We start from the raw sequence: 21271 nt of genomic DNA, 5'->3' as shown, positions 1-21271 counted from the left end.
TTCCGTGCGTGGTTAAAATGGAAAAGTTACCTACTTTTCCTCCCACAATAATAAAAGTACTTTAATATATTATCATCGATTTAGTAATTTTGCAATAAATGACTTATTACTAACTAATTTTCTTTACTTGATCATAATCAAGCTCAGTTGTGGTAGCACGACCAAACATGTCAACGGAAACAAACAATTTATATTTATCAGGTTGAATTTCAGTAATTTTTCCTTCAACACCGTTAAAGGCTCCATCAATGATCGTAACAGTTTCACCAATTTCAAAGTCAATTTGCGGTCTTTTAGCAGGTTCGCCTTGTTGACGTAAAAGCCTGTTAACCTCGTCTTCTAAAAGTGGGGATGGCTTAGAACCACCACCATGCGAACCAACAAATCCAGTTACATTTGGTGTGTTCCGCACAACAAACCAGCTTTCATCAGTCATTACCATTTCAACTAAAACATAACCTGGGAAGATCTTTTCTTCGACTTCTTTTTTCTTGTTATTTACCTTTTCAATCTTTTCCTGTTCAGGAACCATTACTCGAAAAATATAGTCTTGCATCCCCATACTTTGAGCTCGCGACAGCAAGTCTGATTTAACCTTGTCTTCATAACCTGAATAAGTATGAAGGACATACCATTGCTTTTTAGTAGTTTCTACCATTATTACGTATTCTCCTTATATTTTTGGCAAACAAAAAAGCCTCTGCTCCAGAGGACTTTCTAATTAATATTATTGTATCACAAATTAAAAAACTGTGCTATTACATAACTATCTGTGTAACATTAGTCAACAACAGATCAAGTAGCCCTAAATATGCAGCAAACAAAATTGAAGAAACAATTACGATTCCGGTGTCGTGACGGTTTTGTTTTGCTGTTGGCCAAGTAACCAGCTTCATTTCCTCAACTACACTCTTAAAGAATTTAACCATAATTACCTCGTTTCTTTATGTAACGTCATTTTACCACAGTGTTTACAAAATTTTTTTAATTCTAGTCGCTGAGTGCGATTCTTACTTGCAGCGATTGAGTAATTACGAGAGCCGCAGATGCTGCAAGCTAATGATGCTTTTTTCACTGCCATAATCTCACTTCCAAACTATTGTATTTTAGCAAAAATGGCTAACTTAAGCAATTAATTTAATAATTATTTGCAAACTTAATTATTACAAAACAAAAGCAGTTGCCCATTCAAGCAACTGCCTTTGTAGTAGCCAAACAAATGCGTGACCACAGTGCGTAGAACATTGTATTAGTCGGATTTACTTCTTAAGATTTTCATTAACGAAGGATTCGATTTTATCATCAGAGTCTTTCAGGAATGGAAGCATAGCTTCTTCCGTTTTAATGGTATCTCTGCCATTCTTTTCCATAAAATAATCCCAAAGGGCATCTCTAACTGGAAGATCTGAATCACTCCAGTCAAAAACTTCTTTCATGTGACGATCTAACAATGCAGTCTTCATAACTTCATCAGCCATCTTAACTACCTCCTAAAATTTATTCTACAAGACCCATTATACCGCAATTTCCAGATGTCAACTACAAAAATACTAATTGAGGAGTGTTTGACGCATTTTCTGCACGAGTCGTGAACGCGCTCTTGATAAGGTTAATTTACTAATTTTTAATTTTTGGATAACTTCTTTTTGTTCTATTACGCCAAGTCCTATTAATAATGCATTGGTCTCCAAATGAGACAACCTGCCTGTTAAAATTGCAATATTCTCACTTAAAGGAATTTCCGGTATAGAAACAAATGATTTATCTAAAGGCAATAAATTGTTTTTCTTAGCTGTTTCTAACGAAACGGATTGCTTCAAAGCCTGCCGGCGATAGGCATTATCATACCTTACGAGTGAACGTGCATGGTTAATCAAACGTGTTTTAAAATAACTGCCAAATTTTCCTTTATTTAAGTCAAAACTTATTGCGGAAGCATGACAAATAATCATTGCATCTTGTTCCCAATCTTGACTGTCATAATAGCGAACGTGATACAAATTCTTCACTTTGTTAATCAATGGTTTATAAAGAAAACACAAATCTAATATAGCTTCATCCTCACCATTTTTTATTTGTCTAATAAGTTCCGCCTCACTTTTAATATTTACTTCAGTATTCTTCATTCCACTTCTCCTATTTAAATTTTTATTGAAGAATACAGTAACTAATAAACCTCAAAAATCGAACCTAAGTTCAAACTCAGCAACTATTTTTTACTGTTAGTTCGGCAAAAACAAAAAGCCAAATTTGTTGAAACCGCATTAAATAAAAAAAAGAACAGGACATTTTTAGACATAAAAATACACTCTGATTAATCAGAGTGTAAGAAAAACTATTTAAGAGGGTTTCGACTGTTAAGCATCTGATAAAGTAAAACACCAGTTGCAACACTGGCATTAAGCGATTGTACATGGCCGACCATTGGCAATGTCAGCATTTGGTCCATCTGCTCTTTAAGCAGGCGTGAAATTCCTTTACCTTCATTACCGATTACTAAAACGGTTTTGCCATTACTGTTCCACTGCCGATAATCTGTTCCTTTCATATCAGTACCAAAAAGCCAATAGCCACGCTTTTTTAATATTTTCGCAGTTTGAACCAGATTATTTACTCTTGCTACTGGCACATAATCAATTGCTCCCGTTGAAGTTTTAGCAACAACGGAAGTCAATCCGGTAGCTCTTCTTTTAGGAATTATAATTCCATCTACTCCCGTAGCATCGGCTGTTCTTAAAATAGAACCTAAATTATGTGGATCTTCAATTGAATCAAGCATTAGCAAAAACGGTTCTTCATTATTGTGGTCAAATTGATCCAGCAGTTGATTCAGATCAGCATATTCAAAACTAGCAACTGTTAAAACTAATCCTTGATGATTTTCACCTTGAACTAATTTATCAAGTTTGTTTTTAGGTACTGTTTGGATAATCAACCCCTTCTGTTTAGCCAAGGTAAATACTTGATTGGCAAAACTTTCTTTTATGCCCTGCTGTAAAAATATTTTGTTAATATGATCAGCATCTTGAGTTTTTAAATAATCCAGTCCCGCATGCCTGCCAAAAACAAAGTCTTTGTCATTTGAAGTCATACTTCTCTATGCCCCCATTTTCAATAGTTTTAATACACCATTCTGTTAGCTGCTTTATACGATCTTTTTTGTTTAACAGTTCTAAGTAACCCCAAACAGCTTCAAAACCTGTAGATAACTGATAAGTAGCCAAACTGGTATTTTTTGCTTTAGTATAGGTTTTTGAATTGCGACCGCGATGAAAAGTCGCTACTTCATCTTCAGAAAGCAAATTTTCTTCCTGAAGTTTGGTAATTAATGCTGCTTGCGCTTTGGCCGACACATAATAAGTAGCTCTTCTTTGCAAGACTTGGGGTTTAACAATACCGCATTTAATTAAATGTCGCCTGATAAAAATTTCATAAACAGCATCACCTAGATAAGCTAATGTTTGCCCATTTAGAGTATCCGGATTAACATCACTTTCTGTCATTTTTAGAGTTTTATTCACGTAGCCACCTTGTTCCTTGTGGTGTATCTTCAACTGTAACACCCATTTGCTTAAGTTCATCGCGTAGAGCATCGCTTTGTGCCCAATCTTTGTTTTTACGTGCTTCTTCACGCTTATTAATTAGCTCTTGGATCTGCTTATCATCATTTCGATCATCAGTATTAATTAATTTTTGAGCATCTATTCCAAAAATAGCTAACCACTTTGTCAACAATTCTAGAGAATTGTTAAGCGCATCTTTATCTGCATTTTTAGCATTAATATTAGCATTTATTTCAGGTAATAAATCGTAAATGGCAGTTAAAGCATTCTGAACATTAAAATCATCATCCATGGCATTAATAAATTTGTGCTGAGTGTCTTGAATTTTATTGACTAAAGTTTCTGACTTTTGGCTTGTTGATCCATCCTTAAGTCGATATTTAAGATTGTTAAGAGTATTTTTAAACCTCTGCAAAATAATTTGCGCTTGTTTTAAATTATCAGTCGAATAATTAATTTGCCTTCTGTACTGAACACTGGCCATAAAGAAGCGCAAGACTTGTGGATCAATTTTTTGCAACAAATCATGTACAGTTACAAAATTATGCAATGACTTGGACATTTTTTCTGCATCTGCTCCAACTGTAACAAAGCCATTATGCATCCAATAGTGAACAAACGGTTTGCCTGTTGCTGCTTCACTTTGAGCAATTTCATTTTCATGATGAGGAAATTCCAAATCTTGACCACCACCATGAATATCAATTGTTTCACCTAAATATTTTGTAGCCATAACTGAACATTCAATATGCCAGCCAGGCCGACCTTTGCCCCAAGGAGAATCCCAAGCTATTTCATCAGGTTCCTTTTGCTTTTTCCATAAAGCAAAATCTATTGGGTCTTCTTTACGTTTTTGTTCTTCTTCATTAACATGCTCAGAAGCACCCTCCTCAAGCTCTGCAATATTTTGGCTACTAAGAGCACCATAATTTTTAAATTTTCTGGTACGATAATAAACATCACCATCTGACTCATAAGCATACCCCTTAGAAATCAGCTTTTGGATAAATTTAATAATTTCGTTGATTTCGTGAGTTGCACGCGGATTTTTGGTTGCCGGCTTAACGTTTAAAGCTGCAATGTCTTCACGATATGCTTTAATGTAGCGCTCAGCTAATACAGGCACAGTGACATTTTCAGCTTTAGCCTCAGCGATCATTTTATCGTCTACGTCAGTAAAATTAGACACAAAATTTACCCTAAAATCGCGAAATTCTAGATAGCGCCTAATGGTGTCAAAGGCAATAACGCTCCTGGCATTACCAATGTGAATGTAATTATATACCGTTGGTCCACAAACATACATTGTTACCTGACCTGGGGTTATCGGCTTAAATTTTTCTTTAGTATTAGTTAAAGTGTTATAAATTTTCACTGTGGCTAACTGACCTTTCTAAATTCTATATCTTAATTTTACCAGAAACCTTAATCAATTTTTTCAACGAAAAGTTTGCTATCTTGTTTTTTGCCATAATCAGATTCTGCCTAACTGCAAGTTAAAACAGCGTATTACTCTTATTAATACTAGAATAATACGCTGTTTTAATAACTATAGGTCGTTTTCACTCATTTGTTTCAGAGTTAAATCTAAATGTTCTAACACTCTATTTTTGCCTAGAAGCTCCATAGCTTCACCAATTCCTGGTCCCACCATTGATCTGGTAGTAGCAATTCTAATTGGCATGAACAAGCGTCTACCTTTAATTCCTGTTGCTTTACGAGTTGCTTGCACAGCATTCATTATTTGAGGAGCAGTAAACCGTGGTATCAAATCAATTTGCTTCTTAAATTCTTCAATTACCGGTCTAGCCTCATCTTTGCGAATTTCTTCAATTTCTTTTTCACTTAAGTCTTTAGGAGCATTAAAGAAAATTTTTGCCAGGTCAACAATCTGCTTTGTATATGACATTTGAACAGAATAGATGTTAACCAACTGTCTGACCCACTCCATTTTTTCTGGATTTGGATCTTTTTCAACTAAACCTGCCTCCTGCAAATTATTAAGTGCCAAGTCTAAGAGAGTATCACGATCAGCCTTTTTAATATACTGGTTGTTAATCCACTCCAACTTCTTCTGATCAAAAGCAGCAGGAGAATTAGATAATCTTGCCGGATCAAATTGCTTAATTAACTCACGTTGGCTGAAAATCTCGCTTTCACCAACTGGAGACCAGCCTAATAATGTAATAAAGTTAAACATTGCATCAGGCAGATAGCCAAGGTCTCTGTATTGCTCAATGAATTGTAAAACAGATTCATCACGCTTTGAAAGTTTTTTACCAGTTTCAGAATTAATAATTAAAGTCATGTGACCAAATTTTGGCGGCTCCCAGCCAAGAGCCTCATAAACTGCTAATTGTTTAGGCGTGTTTGAAACGTGATCATCTCCACGCAAAACGTGAGTAATTTTCATCAGGTGATCATCAATTACCACTGCAAAGTTGTAAGTAGGCATGCCATCGCGCTTTTGAATGACAAAATCACCACCGATGGTATCAGACTCAAAACTAAGATGCCCCTTGACAATATCATCCCAAGAATATGTTTCCATTTCAGGAATATGAATACGAACAACCGGTTTTAAGCCCTTTGCCTTTGCCTGCTCTTGCTTTTCAGCAATTTCATCTGCTGTCATTCCCTCATATTCATACGTGTAGTGAGGTGCAATGCCCATTGCACGCTGTTCTTCACGTTGTTCTTCTAATTCTTCTTCAGTTTTATAAGAGTAATAAGCTTTACCCTCATCAACTAGCTGCTTAATGTATTTATTATAGATGTCTTTTCGTTCAGATTGACGATATGGACCATAATCGCCACCCTTGTCAGGACCTTCATCCCAATCAATACCAAGCCAGTGCAAGTTTTCCATTTGCGACTCTGAACCGCCTTCAACATTACGCTTCTGATCGGTATCCTCAATTCTTAAGACAAAAGTTCCTTTATTATGACGCGCAAATAAATAATTAAATAGCGCAGTTCGTGCATTTCCAATATGTAAGTGCCCTGTTGGACTTGGGGCATATCTTACCCGAATTTTTTGTTTAGCCAAAATTCATGCCTCTTTCAAAAAGTAAATATAAACAATTTAAGTTTACGCGTAATAGAAAAAAAGTTCAATGTTCGTTAGCCTAAAACTAGTTTTAAGGCTTGCGGAATACTTGAAACGGGGATAACTTCAATTCCAGCGTTCTTTAGACTTGCACGCATATTGTGTTTCGGGATAAAAATACGCTTAAACCCAGTTTTAGCAGCTTCTTTAATTCGCGCATCTATTTGATTAACACGTCGTACCTCACCAGTTAAACCAACTTCACCAACAAAACAATCAGTTGGCAAAATTTCCTGATTTTTATAACTGGATGCGATAGCCATGACAACGGCTAAGTCAACTGCTGGTTCGTTCAGTCGAATTCCACCAGTAGCTGTTAAATATACATCCTGATTTTGCAACATCAAGTTGCCTCGTTTTTCTAGAACAGCCAGCAATAATCCCGCCCGATTATAATCAATGCCCGAAGTAGTTCTTTTGGCATAACCAAAAGCCGTAGGCGTAACCAAAGCCTGAATTTCTGCCAAAATAGGTCTTGTTCCTTCAAGAGAGACAACAATTGCCGATCCAGTTGATTTTGGCAGGCGTTCATCTAAAAATATAGCTGAAGGATTAGTAACTTCTTTTAAACCTTTATTAACCATTTCAAACATGCCTATTTCATTGGCAGCGCCAAATCTGTTTTTCACAGAATGTAAAATACGGTAGGCATGGTGTTCATCACCCTCAAAATAAAGAACAGTATCTACCATGTGTTCTAGTATTTTGGGACCGGCAATCGCACCTTCTTTTGTAACATGGCCAATAACAAAAACGGTAATAGCATCCATTTTGGCAATTTTCATTAGTTCACTAGTAACTTCTCTTACCTGTGAAGCTGATCCTGTCATTGAGTCTAAGCTTGGTTCATTCATTGTCTGAATTGAGTCAATGACAACAAAATCCGGCTCTAAGTCGGAAATTTGTTGGCGAATGTCTTCCATGTCTGTTTCTGGATAAAGCATCATATCATTAGCTGGCAGTCCTAAACGGTCAGCCCGTAGCTTAATCTGATTGGCTGATTCTTCCCCCGAAACATACAGCACTTTATATTGATTAGCCAATTCGCTCATGATTTGCAACATTAAAGTTGATTTGCCAATGCCAGGGTCTCCTCCAATCAAGACTAATGAACCTGGAACAATACCCCCTCCTAAAACTCTGTTAAGCTCTTCCATACTGGTTTGTACACGTTCTTCTTTTTCTGCTTTAACATTTTCCAATTTAACCGGTTCACTAATTCCAGTTTTCTTGATAAGCCTGCTGGGACTGCCTTTAGTTGAACGGTTTTGCACTGCTTCAGTTTCTTTTTCAAACTGATTCCAAGCGCCGCAATTGGGACAGCGCCCTAAATAACTAGCAGAAATGTAACCACAAGAACGACATTTATACTTTGTTTTTAGTTTTGCCATTTAGCTTCCCTTCTTGTTTGTTGAACCAAAGCCATTTATTCTTTGTCTGTCAATAGGCACATCATTATCAGTTTTTAAATAATGAATAAAAATCCCCTGACCGATTCGGTCACCTTGATGAATCTGAATAGGTCTCACCCCATAGTTAATTAATTGAACAAAGATCTCGCCTTCATTAGCATCATTATTATAATAATCGGAATCAATGACACCGACCCCATTTGGAAGTGCAAGATTCCTTTTAAAAGTATTTGATGACCGATTTGCCAGCAATAATACTTCATCTTCAGGCATATATGCTTTCACTCCTGTGGGAATTAAAAAAGGTTTAAGGACGTGTTCAGCCATTTCATAATCTTGTTCGTATAGTTGATGACCATTACGGATCAGCCTAAAAATACGGACAAAATTAAGCCTCCAAATACTTGGAATTAATACATCTTTTGCTGCAGCTAAGTCATAGCCTGCACTAGCAATCGTTTGTCTTCTTGGTAAAGTAACATTTTTATTTTTATATTTAGATACAATCTCAAAGCCCCGAATCTTTTCCATGTTATCTCCTTTAAAACTTTTAAACACTATTTTACATTAAATTGCAGACATTATCTGAAATCTTATATAATTAGGTACGTAAAATTTTTACTTTTGAAGGGAGAATAAATGTTTAATGTAGATGATCCCCACCAATTTTTTCGCGAAGACGATGATAATGGGGAAATGGTTTATAGTTGGACAATGGACAAAATCGAGCGTAAAGATGCTACAGTTTGGATTATGAATCACTTCTTCGTCAATCCCAAAATGGATAGCAAAAAGATTTTACATGATCAAATGAAAATAGTAATGTTTATTGCTCAAAAATCTCATCTGCCCGTTTGGCCACTTGATCCTTTAGTTATTAATTACTTTAATGAGCATCCAGATTTTGAATCAATTTGGTATCACAAACCAAGTCCAAAAAACGGTTCTATTTAGTATTGAAAGATTAAATAAGTAAGGTAAAAACAAATACTTTTTTAACAATAATTAAATTTTCAGAGATAGACTACTTCAGTCGGATAAGCTAAAATAGTATTAATTTGTTTAAGGAGGATCTATTTAATATGACAAAAGAAATTACAAGTGCAGCCATTGATGATTTCACAAAAGATTTAGCGAATCACTCTGGTATTAATATTGCGAGTCATGCCGCCCAAGAAAATGGCATCTATAAAGCTAGTCAAAACTTGCAATCTAAGATTGATTTAACGCCAACCTTTTCAGTAGAAATTGATACTGGCAAGCCTGCTGATCAAAAGCAGTCCGGTCGTTGCTGGATGTTTTCTGCATTGAATACTATGCGCCACCCAATCCAAAAGGAATATAAGATTAAGGATTTTGAATTATCACAAAATTACACTAATTTCTGGGATAAATTTGAAAAATCAAACTTTTTCTTTGAAAATGTGATTGCTTCAGCCAAGAAACCACTCGGTGACCGTAAAGTTAGCTTCTTGTTTGCTACACCACAACAAGACGGTGGTCAATGGGACATGCTTTGTGGACTAGTAGAGAAATATGGAATCGTACCTAAGTCAGTTTATCCAGAAACAGCTAATTCCAATAATTCAAGTGCTTTAAATGATACTTTGAATACCCTTTTGCGTAAAGATGGCTTAGAATTACGCAATTTAGTTAACGCCGGCAAGTCAGAAGATGAAGTTGAGCAACGCAAGAATGACTTTTTAAACGAAGTCTTCCGCATTTTGGCTATTTCATTAGGAGTTCCGCCAAAGAAATTTGACTTTGAATATAAAGATGATGATGGTAATTATCACCGTGAAGCAGGAATTACGCCTAAGGAGTTCTTTGATAAATTCGTAGGCATGAATTTGGAAGATCACGTTTCAATCATTAATTCACCTACAGATGATAAACCATATCATAAAGTTTTTTCCGTTGAGTACTTGGGTAATGTTGTTGGTGGTCGGCAAGTTCGCCATCTTAACGTCAAAATTTCTGAAATGAAAGATTTGATTATTAAACAACTTAAAGCTGGAGAAGTTGTTTGGTTTGGTTCAAATGTTGGTAAGGATTCAGAAAGACAACTTGGCCTGCTAGATACAGATATTTACAAGCGCGATGAGCTATTTGACGTTGACTTTTCAATGTCAAAAGCAGATATGCTTGATTCCAGTGAAAGCATGATGGATCACGCTATGGTTATCACTGGTGTTGACTTAGTTGATGACAAGCCTACTAAATGGAAGATTGAAAACTCTTGGGGAGAAAAGCCTGGTTTTAAAGGTTACTTTGTAATGAGCGATTCCTGGTTTGACAGTTTTGTTTACCAAGCAGTTATCAACAAGAAATTCTTGCCTGATGACTTAAAGAAAGCTTTTGATGAAGGTGCTAAAGACCCAATTCAATTATTACCTTGGGATCCAATGGGCGCATTAGCATTTAAGTAAAATTATTAGTTATATAAAATTAGTTAAAATATAAAACAGCATTGAGGAATTTTCTCAATGCTGTTTTTATTAGTTTGAACAAATATTTAAAGCTATTTTATTCGTCTTGCAGTATTCCATGATGCAATATGAATCGACGATCATATTTAAGTTCATTAATTTGATCATGGCTAGCAACTACAACGATTTTATTTTGCTGTTTTAATTTTTTCAACATGGTTACAAATAAGTTAATACTCTCCTGATCAATTCCACGAGTTGGTTCATCCAGCAAAATGATATTTTGGTTTTCCATCACAGCTTGAATGATACCAACCTTTTGTCTCATGCCAACAGAGTACTTAGCAATAGGTTCTGGATCATCTGGATCAAGCATAAAATATCTTAGTAATCCTCTGACTTCTTTTTCATTAAACCGTTTATTAAGATTAGCCAGAAAATGAAGATTGGTCATTGCCGATTCATATTCTAAAAAATCAGGATTTTCAATTAGTGCCCCAACAATATCATTTTTATCCAGCCTAATTTCACCACTGTCTGCCTCTAATAAACCGGTAATAATTTTAAAAATAGTGGACTTTCCAGAACCATTAATACCAGAGATATGAATCAGCTCTCCTGGCTTAGCTAGCAAAGATACGTTTTTTAAAACCAGCTTCTGACCGAAAGATTTTTTTATTTGCTTAAGCTCTAACATTATTTCTCCTTAAAAGCCACCATAAATTTCATGAATAGCCCTATATAATTCGTCATACAAAGGACTATAACTAATCAAAATGTTTTTCTCTATATAGTAATGGTAAATTAAATCTATAATTATGACTATAAACAATAATAAGTATGGCCTATGCCAGTTGTAGCCTCCGACTAGCAACCAAAGTAGAAGTAAAAAAACAAATACATGCAGTATTATGAGTTCTGTGCCCAAAATAGGGTTGCCAAATTTAAATAAAGGGTAACTAGTTAAAAAATAAGGTACAAATAATCCTAATACAAATAATAAGCAATAAATTGCAGCCAGTACTATTAAATGAAATATCATCCACCTTCTCTTTCTTCTCACCGTTATAAACACATTAATGTTGCGAAAAGTAAGTATCTTTTTATAAAGTAACAAGAAGATCGCTGGTTGCAAATATAAAGATACCAAATGAAAATTGAGGTATTCATTTGGCAATTCCATAGTTTCTGGCAAACCTGTTTTTATCAGGATAATGCTACCTGTTAATCCTATAAAAAATATGAGAAAACCGGTTAAAACAAGCTTGCGTTGTATTCGCTTTAAACGCATAATCAGCCCAGCCTTCTTTTTTTCTTCCGCCAAAGTTGAATCAGGCAAGCAGCAAATAAAAGATAAATCAGTGCCACCGTCATAAAAAGTAAATATGAATTAATCGGTGGCAAACGCGAGGCTAACGCAAACTGACCCGGTGCAAGTACAGCAAATGGAAACCACGAATACGAGACAAAGAGCAAAAATTTATTGCCCATTGACATTAAGACTGACAATAAAGTCAAACCTAAACCCACGCACGGACCTAAGATTAGATAAATACTATTTTTTGATACAAAAAGTCCAATGCTGAAAATAAAAACAGCAAAAATACCCCAACCAACAGCAGCTAATATAACATACGAAAATAAATCGATCAGTTGGTTAGTAGAAAAATATCCTGGTCTGGCACCAATATATAATTTTCTGGGTTTAATTTTAAAGAAAAATGGATAATAAAATACTCTAATCAATGCTAACTGGTAGAGATTAGTCATCAAAGAAAATAGAAATCCAACAATAAAGGAATTAATAATTCCACCTTTTATAAAATCATGATAGCCAATTCTTTGTTGAACAGCACCGAACATATTATTATTTTTACAATAGATTAGGAGACCAGCTCCAAAAGTGGGAACGAATGCTAGCATCATAACTAAATTTATGATATTTTCATTCCAGCCATTCGGCTGAATGGAAAAGAAAAGCATAACAGAAATGTCAACCGCTTTGCCGTTTAATGGTATTAATCCAGCCCCATCTTTAAAAGCCAAGACAATTTGCCAGGTAGTTAAGAGAAGATAAATAATTAAAATAATCAGAATAAATTTTTTGGTTCGGCTTAGCATTGGCACCATCCTCATATTAATATATCTTTGAATACTATATAAGGTATAACATCAATTATCAAATAAATGGTGTGCTAAAAAAGAAAGTTACAAAAAATTAACTTATTTTTTATTGGAAATGTCTTATTTTTGCTTTTCGCTCATATGGAACTTTTAAACAAAATCCAAAACTTAATTTAGCCCGACCTCCTTAACAAAACGCATAAAGGCTGCTTTGCCATCAGCGGTTTGCTTGAAAACTCCTGCATCTTCTAAGACACGAGTAAAAATGAGACCCAATTCCTTTTGCAAAATCTGATCTGCATTTTCACTGGTTATTTCATACTTTCTTTTAATTTTCTTAGCCCAGTCAAGATGCATTTGTGCAATATTGTTAGGCTGATCAAGCAAAAACTTTTTTACCTCAAGTAATTCAGGTTTCAATCGCGGTGGAAAAATTGCTAATCCCATTACTTCAATTAAACCGATATTTTCTTTTTTAATATGCTGCACATCAGAGTGAGGATGGAAAATACCATCAGGATACTTAGCCGATGTCTGATTATCTCTGAGAACTAAATCAAGTTCATAAATATGACCATGTAAGCGAGCAATTGGAGTAATTGTATGATGAGGCATATTAGCAGTAAACGCTCTAACAGCAACTTTTTCATCACTATAACTTTGCCAAATTGTAAAAATTTTATCTGCTAGTTTTACCAAACTTTTTTGATTTTGACTTCTTAGCCGGATAACTGACATGGGCCACTTAACAATACCTGCTTCTACATCATTAAATCCACTAAAATTAAGTGTTTTTACCACTGGTGCTTTTTCCATAGGAAAGAGATGCTTTCCACCCTGGTAATGTTCGTGAGACAAGATTGAACCACCTACAATCGGCAAATCCGCATTGCTACCAACAAAGTAACCAGGAAATTTGCTGACTATTTCCAGTAAATTAGCAAAAGTTTGTTCATTGATTACCATCTTTTCATGTTTTGGTGACAAGAAAATACAGTGTTCATTAAAATAGGCGTATGGTGAATATTGAAAACCCCAAGTTTCATTTCCCAACTCAAAACGAATGATACGGTGATTTGTGCGAGCGGGATAATTTACTTGACCCAAATAACCTTCATTTTCCATGCACAATTGACATTGCGGATAAGAGACAGCCGGATTATTTTTAGCAGCTGCAATATCCTTTGGATCCTTCTCCGGCTTGGAAAGATTAATTGTAATTTCAAGATCGCCATACTCGCTTTCAGCGACAAAATAAATGTTTTTTGCAATAGCTCGAGTCTTGATATAATCGCTGTTTTTACTCAATTGATAAAAATTAGCTATCGCTTTTTGGGGTGATTCTTTATAAGTACTCCAAAATTTCTGGTTCACTATACTAGGTCTAGGCACAATGAAATTTAACAGCTGTGCACCTAAAATGTCTTCCGCTGAATTAGCTTTAGCGCATTTACCTGTTATTTGAGCAACTTTAACCAATTCGTCTTTAAGGTCTAAAAGATCTTTTTTGTTAGTTTTAACTTTTATTGCATCATCGCCAACAAGAGCCAATATTCTATTGCGTAAGTATATCCGATCTAATTCTGTGAATTCGCTTTGTGCGATTATTAGTGTAATAAATTTCTCAACTAAATTATTTTCACTCATCTTAACTTTCCGATCATTTTAGTACTTTTGTGCCATCAGCTGTTTCTGCAATATAAAAAGAGGGCAAATAGCCTATTTGTTTTTGATAGGTATCTGCAACATTCTTTTTAAAAGCAGCAACCTTGTTTTTTGCAACTAATGCAATGGCGCAACCGCCAAAACCGGCACCAGTCATTCTCGCACCTAAGACACCATGTTGCTTCCAAGCTGTATGAACTAAAGTATCGAGTTCTTTACCAGTAACTTCATAATCGTATTCTAAAGAAATATGTGAGGCATTCATTAACTGGCCAAATTCGATTAGATTTCCATTTACGAGTGCCTTTTTAGCATTTAATGTGCGCTCATTTTCCCAAACAGCATGTCGACAGCGTTTAAGCAAATTTTCACTAGGCAACAAATAGCTGTTTTCATCAAACATCAGATTATTTAATTCGCCTAAAGACTGGATTGAAAGCTTTTGTTGCAAAAATTGCAATCCCTTTTCACATTCTGCTCTGCGCTCATTGTATTTTGAGTCCGCTAAGGTTCGCTTCTTGTTAGTGTTCATAATAACGATAACATTATCTTTCAAGTCAAGGGGTACCAGCTCAGACTCCACCTTTTCAGTATCAAGCAAAATGGCATGATCCTTTTTACTCATTGCCACAGCATATTGATCCATAATGCCCGAGTTAACACCAATAAATTCATTTTCGGTCTTAACTCCCATTTTAACAATTTCCAATTTAGTAAAAGACAGGTGGAATTGATCCTGCAATAAAATGCCAATTAACATTTCTAATGCAGCAGAAGAGGATAAACCTGCTCCATCAGGAATATTGCCATTAATATAAATGTTAAGACCATGATCAATTCTTGCACCATTTTCAAGCATAAAGTGAAGCATTCCTTTAGCATAGTTTGTCCAAGAATCTTCCTTTACAAATTTTATCTGATGTAAATCAATTTCAACTACTCCCATTTTTTCAAAATTAGCAGAATAAAAACAAAACTTTTCATCAGTTCGGGGACTAGCTGCACCATAGATTCCTAAAGAAATTGCGCAAGGGAAAACATGGCCACCATTATAGTCAGTATGCTCACCAATTAAATTTATTCTCCCAGGAGAAAAGTAACACCTAGTTGGATTTTCATGATAAATATTAGCAAATTCTGTCCTAATTTCGTTGATTTTCATTTTTATCTGTTCCTTTTTAAAAGCGCTATCAAAAGTCAATAATCATATTATACTTCTTTTTTTATTATCAGCAATGGCAATAAAAAGCATAAGAAAACTAAAAGAGTTTCATAAGAATGAAACTCTTTTTATAGTTATTACCAAATATGTAATAGTCTATCTGGATGCAACTTGCATAAATTAAATTGATGTACATGTTCCGGGTGACTTTGCGGAAATGGCTCTAAAAAATCAGCCGGATTAGCCAGTCCCGTAGAATATGACCACACACTTTTAACTTTTTTAATCGGATCAAGCATTTCATTTCGAATCGGAAAAGCCGAAATTAAAAAATGTTTGTGATGAAATTTAAAAACAAAAAATGGCAACCGAAAGTCGTTAACAACCTCTTCTTTGGTTTTCCCAATTGTAACTACATTGCGGTAGGTGCCATACTTTTCAGTAAATAAATCATTAAATGAAAAATAGAAATTCGAAATATGTACATGAGGAAAATTTTCTTCAGTCACATGGTCAGGAATTGCAATCACATGAGCAAAATGATCCAAATTGCTTTCTTTTTGTGAAAGTGCTCTTCCTAATTGATTGGGATTAATAACGTGAGCCCATTCCGGCACATCCAGATTATCTTGATAAGATAAAAACATTTCCCTAATTACATTAGGCTTTACCCAATCATATTGTCTGCGAACTTCATTGCGATTTAATAAACTACGCAAACTCTTATGGTACATTAAATCGACAACAAACAATTCATAGCGATAACGTTCGACCCATGGTTGATAATGCTCAATATTCTCCGCAAAGATATGCGTACTATCTACAATAACCGTTTCGCCACGTTTCATTTTTTCTTCAACGAGGTAATCCACCACTTTTTCCGTTTGCTCATTTGCATAACGCGGAATTACTTGATGTAAGCAATCGGTATCTTCTTCATAATAATAGGTTAAATTCGCCAGCAACAATCTAATTTGATCACGACTAATTGCATATGGCTGTAAGTGATGACGAGAAATAAATGAAGATTTACCGGAGCCGGGTGCGCCTCGTAATAAAAATATTTTACGCATGCCTCTACTCCAAACTAAGAATGTAAATTTTAAATGATATCGTAATAGATTTTAACATACATTTGTAGAAAACCTTACTAAGAACTAAAAGCAACGTAAAATCTTTTTGTCAACAATATTCATTTGCTGATCAAATATATAAACTATTGGCTGTGCATTTGGAACTTCAAGATTAATAATTTCTTGATCATCAATACTTTCTAATTCTTTAATTAATGCTCGTAAACTGGAACCATGAGCAACGATTAATTGATCTTCCCCTTTTTTTAATCTGCTAGCTACATTGTCATAGTAATAAGGCATAACTCGCTTTTGTGTTTGGTAAAGACTTTCACTTTGCGGCAAAAAGTGCGGATCAAAATCAGCATAACGTCTGGATGTTACTTTTTTACCTTCAGGTGGAATCGCATAGAATCCACGCCGCCACTCCAGCACTTGTTCTTTACCAAAAATTTTACGCGATTCGTCTTTATTAATGCCCCGTAAATTGCCATAGTGCCTTTCATTCAAACGCCAAGTTTTAGTAATGGGCAAATATAAAAAATTACAAATATCTGCAACTATATTAGCTGTAATAATTGCCCTCATTAATACCGATGTGTGAATATGAGTAGGGTGAAAATCGGTAATACTCTTAATCAAATTGCCAGCTTTTTCAGCCTGCTTTCGACCCTTATCAGTTAGGGCAACATCATTCCAACCCGTGTAGACATTGGCTTTATTAGCGGTACTTTCACCGTGTCTTAAAAGCACTAATTTGACCATTTTATCTCACCCATTGCATAATTATTAAAGCTAAGCCGCTAATTGTAAAAATGATTCCCAATATCATAAAAGGAGTTACTCCGTGATTATGATTACGATAGCGTCTATTATAAGCATAAGCAATATCATATAAGCCTACTATTAAAACAATAACGGCAGTAAAAATACTAACTTTCAACCTTAATTTTCTCCTGATTACTCTTGATTACGATCATTTACAATCATTTTATCATTTTTTCCTCGTTCACATTCTGCTTGAAAATTAATATGGTTAATTCCTAATTTTTGTAATTTTGCACTAATTTGTTGCGTTAAAAATTCAAATTTACCAGCTGTTAAATCAGCATCAACATTGACGTGTGCATCAAGCATGACATAACGATCGCTATAACGCCACACATGTACATGATGAATATTTTTTATTTCAGGAAAAGATAAAACTATCTTATTAACTTCATCCAGATCGATGTCAGGATTAGATTCCATTAGCACATTTGCCGCCTTTTCTGTTATTTCACAAGCTTCGTGAAAAACGAAGACCGACACTAATAAAGTCATCACCGGATCAATCCAGCTAATGTTCCAATAATAAATAAAAATTGCACCAATTACAACTGCTACGCTGGAAAGAGCATCACTTAGCATATGCATAAAAGTGGATCGCACATTTAGATTTTGCTGTCCACCTTGATGCATTACCAACATTGAAACTACATTTGAAATCAAACCAATAATTGCAACAACTAGCATTATGCCGCCACTGATTTTTGTTGGTTTCCAAAATCTTTCAATAGCTTCCACAAATAAAACAATACTAATTAAAATTAGAATTATACCGTTGGTAAAGGCAGCCAAAGTTTCAGCCCTGTCATAGCCAAAAGTTTTTCGCTTATTACTGCGTCTGTTGCTAATGATATGTGCCACAAACGAAATAATTATTGCACCGACATCGCTAAGATTGTGTACCGCATCAGATAATAAAGATAAAGAACCTGATACGAAACCACCAATAAATTCTGCAACTGTAATAACAACATTAAGTGCAGTTACATAGGCAAATTTTTTTGTAGTATGATCTTTCATATTTTTTCCTTTCAAGCAATAAAGATAAAAAAAGCCCTACTTTTAAGCAGGACTTTACATATCTTCAGCATTTACATTATAATCTACAATTTCAAAGTTACCGTTATCACGAAGAATTCCCCGAGTGACACTACCGTTATTAGGAAAAATAATATCATGGAGACCATCACTCTGGTTCCAATACTTAATGGCTAAGGTTTTGATAAAATCGCCATGAGAAACTATTAAAACTCTTTTTTCATTTTTAGTCAGCTCATGGAGAACGTCAATCGCCCTTACCATCCGTTCATCCAGCTCTTTTTTATTCTCTGCCAAATGACGCGGATCGGCCTTTTTTGTAGCCTCACGAAATTCATAAATTCCAACCTGATTGATAATTTTGGTTACATCTGTTTGCGGTCCAACTCCTGCTGCCAGTGCAACTTCATTCCAGGTTTCCTCTATATCATCACCTTCGAAAGAACCAAAAAACACTTCCCGAAACTCAGGCAATTTTTTAATCTTGCCAATTTCTGAAACCTGGTTAGCGTCCTTCATTAAATGAACCGTATCAATCGCGCGCTTCAAATCAGAAGAATACATGTTGTCAAAATGAACTTGGCTCAAGGCATTTGCAGTTACCTTTAGGTCATTAATGCCCTTGACTGTCAGCGGAGAATCACACCATCCCTGAACTTTGTTTAGCTGGTTAAACATTGTTTCGCCATGACGGACAATATAAATTTCTGTTGCCAATTTGCATTCTCCTTTCATTTAACGTGCTTTAAACTATAACATATATGCCTTATAAAAGAAATACCCAGCCTGAATAAATGCTAGTGCTGCAATAAAGATACGCACATATTTAGCAGGAACTTTACGCAAAATATCCATTCCTAAATAACCGCCAATAAACATCCCAATAGCAAGAGGAATTGCCTGCATCCAGTATATTCGAGAAGTAAAAATAAAAACTATTAGAGCAACAAGATTCGCTAGTCCACAGATGACGTTTTTAATTGCATTGACAACTATAAACTTTTCATCAGTAATATAAGTTAATAAAACTAGCACAATTACACCACCAGCGGCTCCAAAATAACCGGTGTAAACACCCATCCCTAATAATGCAGCAATATAAAAAATTTCCTGCCAAAGTGGTCTTTTATGCGGTTCTAAACTATGATGCTTACCTGAAATAATTACCATAACACCCGAGCCAGCAATAAAAATTGGTACCACTTTTTCAAAAACACTAGATGGAAAAGCTAACAATAAACGACATCCAATTAAAGAACCTACAATAGTAAATATAGAGTAAAAGGCCACTTGGTGCCAATGTCCCTTAAGCTCCTTTGTTGAAGAAATAGTCGAACCAATACTAGTCCAAATCAAGGCGGCATCATTTGTGACATTGGCATAAACCGGTGGAATACCAACTGCTAGTAATACCGGATATGAAGCAAGAGAAGCCATTGAAGCCACTGACGACAACAAACCGCTGGCTACGCCCCCTATTAATATAAAAATCAGTGAAAAAATAGATGCCATTCAAATTAACTCCCTTTTAAAAGTTAATTTCTATTATAATGCTCCTGAAAAATAATTTAAGCAGGTATTTTAATTCTGACCAATTGTCTATTTAATAATGAAGTTTGATTTAACAAATTAGTCTCTAAATAATAATTACTGAAACATTATAGTTTTTGCACAAAAAAAAGAATTAACTTTAGTCGATAATAAAGCCAATTCTTCTCTAAAATAAATATTTTGTTTTAAATTCATCTCTCAGTTTCTTAAGTTACTTAATATCCTTTCTTACTCAACAGATATGAGTAACAAGTTGGAAGTAAAATAACTATAATGGTGACGGATATAACTGTCCAATACATTTCCCAATAAGAAGTTAGAAGCAGAACAATGCCGCTGATAAAAAAGATCCATCCGGCAAATCTGTGTGTTTTACGCCAATTTTCCGTATTATTCAAAGTCCATGGTAATTTAATGCCAACGACATGATTGGGACTAACTTTAGGCAGATAATTACCAAAAATAATAAAGAACAGTCCCAAAAAAGCACTAAGCACAAAGGAGCCTTTTACTTTATGACCCAGTGCATAGGCATAAAGTGACAGATTTACGATATTAGTAATAACAGGAACAAGCCAAAGCGTAATATTAACTATCTTAAAATCAAGATTTTTGGTTTCTTTTTGATTGCGTAAGATCAAAAATACCATTACTTGAAGGATAATTCCCAAAAAAGGCAGACCAATAATGACCCATAATTTATTGCTAAAAGCATTTGGCATATCAGTCATCCCAAAGTGTGTGGCCATTTTTTGCGGCAAACGATTATATAAAAATGCTCCGGTCAAAATTGGAAATAAGATTAGCAGAAGCGAGATTAATTCTGTTTGACGAATACTATTCTTTTTCATCATGATCTCCTTTCAGATCAACAAGCCACCCCATAATTTCTTCTATAATAGAAGTATTTAGCGAATAATAAATAAAGTTTTTTTCGTGTTCCTCTTCAATTAAATCAGCCTTTTTCAGCATATTAAGATGGTATGAAATAGTAGCTTTAGTCATATTAAAATGATTAGCAATATCCCCTGCCGACATCGGTCCATTTTTTAAAAGCTGCAATATTTTGCGGCGCACTGGATCTGACAAGGCCTTAAAACTAGACTCAAAACTCACATTAGTTTCTTTTCCTTCCTATTTAGATAAATATCTAATTAGATATTTGTCTAAATAGTATCACAATTTTCGTAAAACACAATAATTTTTAACATATTAATTACAATTTCTTGAACTATAGTAAAAATAATAAAACAACATAGGTGGCTTTGTGAGAACTCAGAAAATTATGAGTAAAAACGTGTTCATGAATATTTGTCT

At 34.8% G+C, this 21271-nt stretch carries 25 protein-coding genes; 2 read left to right on the top strand and 23 right to left on the bottom strand.

Annotated elements, in window-relative coordinates; all coding sequences use genetic code 11:
* Positions 1-109: 109 nt before the first annotated feature.
* The 11 genes from nusG to H3T43_RS05265 form a co-directional block, all read right to left on the bottom strand.
* Entirely contained in the window at positions 110-658 is a 549-nt protein-coding gene (nusG, locus tag H3T43_RS05315; RefSeq protein WP_034980337.1) for a transcription termination/antitermination protein NusG, read from the bottom strand.
* Between the two features lie 100 nt (positions 659-758).
* A complete protein-coding gene (secE, locus tag H3T43_RS05310; protein ID WP_034980339.1) occupies positions 759-929 on the bottom strand; it encodes a preprotein translocase subunit SecE in 171 nt (56 codons plus the stop codon).
* A 2-nt stretch (positions 930-931) separates the two neighbouring features.
* Entirely contained in the window at positions 932-1081 is a 150-nt protein-coding gene (gene rpmG, locus H3T43_RS05305) for a 50S ribosomal protein L33 (RefSeq protein WP_081945356.1), read from the bottom strand.
* 178 nt (positions 1082-1259) lie between these two features.
* Positions 1260-1478 carry a hypothetical protein gene (locus H3T43_RS05300; protein ID WP_034980340.1) on the bottom strand — a complete coding sequence of 73 codons (219 nt, stop codon included), beginning with the start codon at positions 1476-1478 and terminating at the stop codon, positions 1260-1262.
* Positions 1479-1550: 72 nt separating this feature from the next.
* A complete protein-coding gene (locus tag H3T43_RS05295; RefSeq protein ID WP_198213121.1) occupies positions 1551-2126 on the bottom strand; it encodes a sigma-70 family RNA polymerase sigma factor in 576 nt (191 codons plus the stop codon).
* 209 nt (positions 2127-2335) lie between these two features.
* On the bottom strand, positions 2336-3091 hold the full coding sequence (gene rlmB, locus H3T43_RS05290; RefSeq protein WP_198213119.1) for a 23S rRNA (guanosine(2251)-2'-O)-methyltransferase RlmB: 756 nt from the start codon (positions 3089-3091) through the stop codon (positions 2336-2338).
* Entirely contained in the window at positions 3078-3503 is a 426-nt protein-coding gene (locus H3T43_RS05285; RefSeq protein ID WP_232350284.1) for a Mini-ribonuclease 3, read from the bottom strand. The genes rlmB and H3T43_RS05285 overlap by 14 nt, the downstream gene beginning before the upstream one ends.
* A 10-nt stretch (positions 3504-3513) precedes the next feature.
* Positions 3514-4938, bottom strand: a complete 1425-nt coding sequence (cysS, locus tag H3T43_RS05280) for a cysteine--tRNA ligase (protein ID WP_198213115.1) — start codon at positions 4936-4938, stop codon at positions 3514-3516.
* 174 nt (positions 4939-5112) lie between these two features.
* On the bottom strand, positions 5113-6612 hold the full coding sequence (gltX, locus tag H3T43_RS05275; protein WP_198213113.1) for a glutamate--tRNA ligase: 1500 nt from the start codon (positions 6610-6612) through the stop codon (positions 5113-5115).
* 74 nt (positions 6613-6686) lie between these two features.
* A complete protein-coding gene (gene radA, locus H3T43_RS05270; protein WP_034980348.1) occupies positions 6687-8063 on the bottom strand; it encodes a DNA repair protein RadA in 1377 nt (458 codons plus the stop codon).
* On the bottom strand, positions 8064-8615 hold the full coding sequence (locus H3T43_RS05265; RefSeq protein WP_034980349.1) for a hypothetical protein: 552 nt from the start codon (positions 8613-8615) through the stop codon (positions 8064-8066).
* Between the two features lie 108 nt (positions 8616-8723).
* On the opposite strand from H3T43_RS05265, the gene H3T43_RS05260 reads away from it, so the two are divergent.
* Complete coding sequence (locus H3T43_RS05260) at positions 8724-9038, top strand: hypothetical protein (protein ID WP_198213111.1); 315 nt, start codon at positions 8724-8726, stop codon at positions 9036-9038.
* A 128-nt stretch (positions 9039-9166) separates the two neighbouring features.
* Entirely contained in the window at positions 9167-10513 is a 1347-nt protein-coding gene (gene pepC, locus H3T43_RS05255) for an aminopeptidase C (protein WP_034980352.1), read from the top strand.
* 97 nt (positions 10514-10610) lie between these two features.
* Here the strand turns inward: pepC and H3T43_RS05250 are convergent, their stop codons facing one another.
* From H3T43_RS05250 to H3T43_RS05195, 12 genes are all read right to left on the bottom strand, one after another.
* On the bottom strand, positions 10611-11210 hold the full coding sequence (locus H3T43_RS05250; protein WP_198213109.1) for an ATP-binding cassette domain-containing protein: 600 nt from the start codon (positions 11208-11210) through the stop codon (positions 10611-10613).
* Between the two features lie 596 nt (positions 11211-11806).
* The gene (locus tag H3T43_RS05245; RefSeq protein WP_198213107.1) at positions 11807-12634 is read right to left on the bottom strand and encodes a hypothetical protein; all 828 of its coding nucleotides are present in this window, start codon (positions 12632-12634) and stop codon (positions 11807-11809) included.
* A gap of 171 nt (positions 12635-12805) precedes the next feature.
* Positions 12806-14284 (bottom strand): UDP-glucose--hexose-1-phosphate uridylyltransferase, encoded by a 1479-nt coding sequence (gene galT, locus H3T43_RS05240; RefSeq protein WP_198213105.1) that lies wholly within the window; start codon positions 14282-14284, stop codon positions 12806-12808.
* Between the two features lie 13 nt (positions 14285-14297).
* Complete coding sequence (locus tag H3T43_RS05235; RefSeq protein ID WP_198213103.1) at positions 14298-15464, bottom strand: galactokinase; 1167 nt, start codon at positions 15462-15464, stop codon at positions 14298-14300.
* A 137-nt stretch (positions 15465-15601) separates the two neighbouring features.
* On the bottom strand, positions 15602-16537 hold the full coding sequence (locus tag H3T43_RS05230; protein WP_034980362.1) for an AAA family ATPase: 936 nt from the start codon (positions 16535-16537) through the stop codon (positions 15602-15604).
* A gap of 84 nt (positions 16538-16621) precedes the next feature.
* Positions 16622-17302, bottom strand: coding sequence for a 2,3-diphosphoglycerate-dependent phosphoglycerate mutase (locus tag H3T43_RS05225; protein ID WP_198213101.1), 681 nt, complete (start codon positions 17300-17302; stop codon positions 16622-16624).
* Between the two features lies 1 nt (position 17303).
* Positions 17304-17480 carry a hypothetical protein gene (locus tag H3T43_RS05220; RefSeq protein ID WP_198213099.1) on the bottom strand — a complete coding sequence of 59 codons (177 nt, stop codon included), beginning with the start codon at positions 17478-17480 and terminating at the stop codon, positions 17304-17306.
* 17 nt (positions 17481-17497) lie between these two features.
* Positions 17498-18385 carry a cation diffusion facilitator family transporter gene (locus tag H3T43_RS05215; protein ID WP_034980365.1) on the bottom strand — a complete coding sequence of 296 codons (888 nt, stop codon included), beginning with the start codon at positions 18383-18385 and terminating at the stop codon, positions 17498-17500.
* Between the two features lie 54 nt (positions 18386-18439).
* Positions 18440-19120 (bottom strand): histidine phosphatase family protein, encoded by a 681-nt coding sequence (locus tag H3T43_RS05210; protein WP_198213097.1) that lies wholly within the window; start codon positions 19118-19120, stop codon positions 18440-18442.
* A 33-nt stretch (positions 19121-19153) separates the two neighbouring features.
* Positions 19154-19915 (bottom strand): sulfite exporter TauE/SafE family protein, encoded by a 762-nt coding sequence (locus tag H3T43_RS05205; protein ID WP_198213095.1) that lies wholly within the window; start codon positions 19913-19915, stop codon positions 19154-19156.
* A 254-nt stretch (positions 19916-20169) separates the two neighbouring features.
* Complete coding sequence (locus H3T43_RS05200; RefSeq protein ID WP_198213093.1) at positions 20170-20805, bottom strand: SdpI family protein; 636 nt, start codon at positions 20803-20805, stop codon at positions 20170-20172.
* Positions 20792-21070: an autorepressor SdpR family transcription factor gene (locus H3T43_RS05195; protein WP_034980372.1), complete on the bottom strand. Its 279-nt coding sequence runs from the start codon at positions 21068-21070 to the stop codon at positions 20792-20794. Before H3T43_RS05195 ends, H3T43_RS05200 begins: the two co-directional genes overlap by 14 nt.
* Positions 21071-21271 lie beyond the last annotated feature (201 nt).

The organism is Lactobacillus sp. M0396 (genome assembly GCF_016101625.1).
Taxonomy (GTDB): Bacteria; Bacillota; Bacilli; order Lactobacillales; family Lactobacillaceae; genus Lactobacillus; species Lactobacillus huangpiensis.
The sequence above is the reverse complement of the archived record's forward strand: the minus strand, read 5'-3'. Positions and strand labels throughout refer to the sequence as shown.